Genomic DNA, 470 nt, shown 5'->3' on the forward strand with positions numbered 1-470 from the left:
CTTCATCATGGAGCAAGCTGGCGGTATCGCTTCAGACGGTGTTCAACGTATTATGGACATCAAACCAACCGAGCTGCACCAACGTGTACCTTTCTTTGTTGGTTCAAAGAATATGGTTAACAAGGTTGAAGAGTTTCTTGAGCTGAACCGCGACGAAGACTAAGTCCTTCAAACGCTAATATGAAAAAAGCCAGTACTGATGTACTGGCTTTTGCTTTGTAGGTCTGGCTCATTATCGATTACACCAGTCACCAGAAAGAATCTCTCGTTGCTCAGATAAATCAAACTGATATAAATAAACCCACGCTGATCCAAATATAGTCTCAATTTGTTCACGACGGTACTCAATAGGAACATCTTCTAGCCGATCGAGTGAAGCTAATACATCGTCGCTCACCATATAGACCTCCCCAAGCACTTTTTTCTTTCCGAAAGCCATGCCCGGGTATGACCCAAGATCGTACAGAGCA

Annotated in this window: 1 protein-coding gene and 1 pseudogene; one reads left to right on the forward strand and one right to left on the reverse strand. The window is 43.6% G+C overall.

Annotated features, from left to right (window positions below; all coding sequences use genetic code 11):
- A pseudogene (locus tag KIV40_RS30325) lies at nt 1-163 on the forward strand (fructose-bisphosphatase class I); the annotation flags it as partial.
- A 69-nt stretch (nt 164-232) separates the two neighbouring features.
- On the opposite strand, the gene KIV40_RS30330 reads toward KIV40_RS30325, so the two are convergent.
- Nucleotides 233-470, reverse strand: a 238-nt coding sequence (locus KIV40_RS30330) for a gamma-glutamylcyclotransferase (protein ID WP_285352974.1), incomplete at its 5' end; no start/stop codon positions are given.

It is taken from the genome of Vibrio sp. D173a (genome assembly GCF_030248475.1).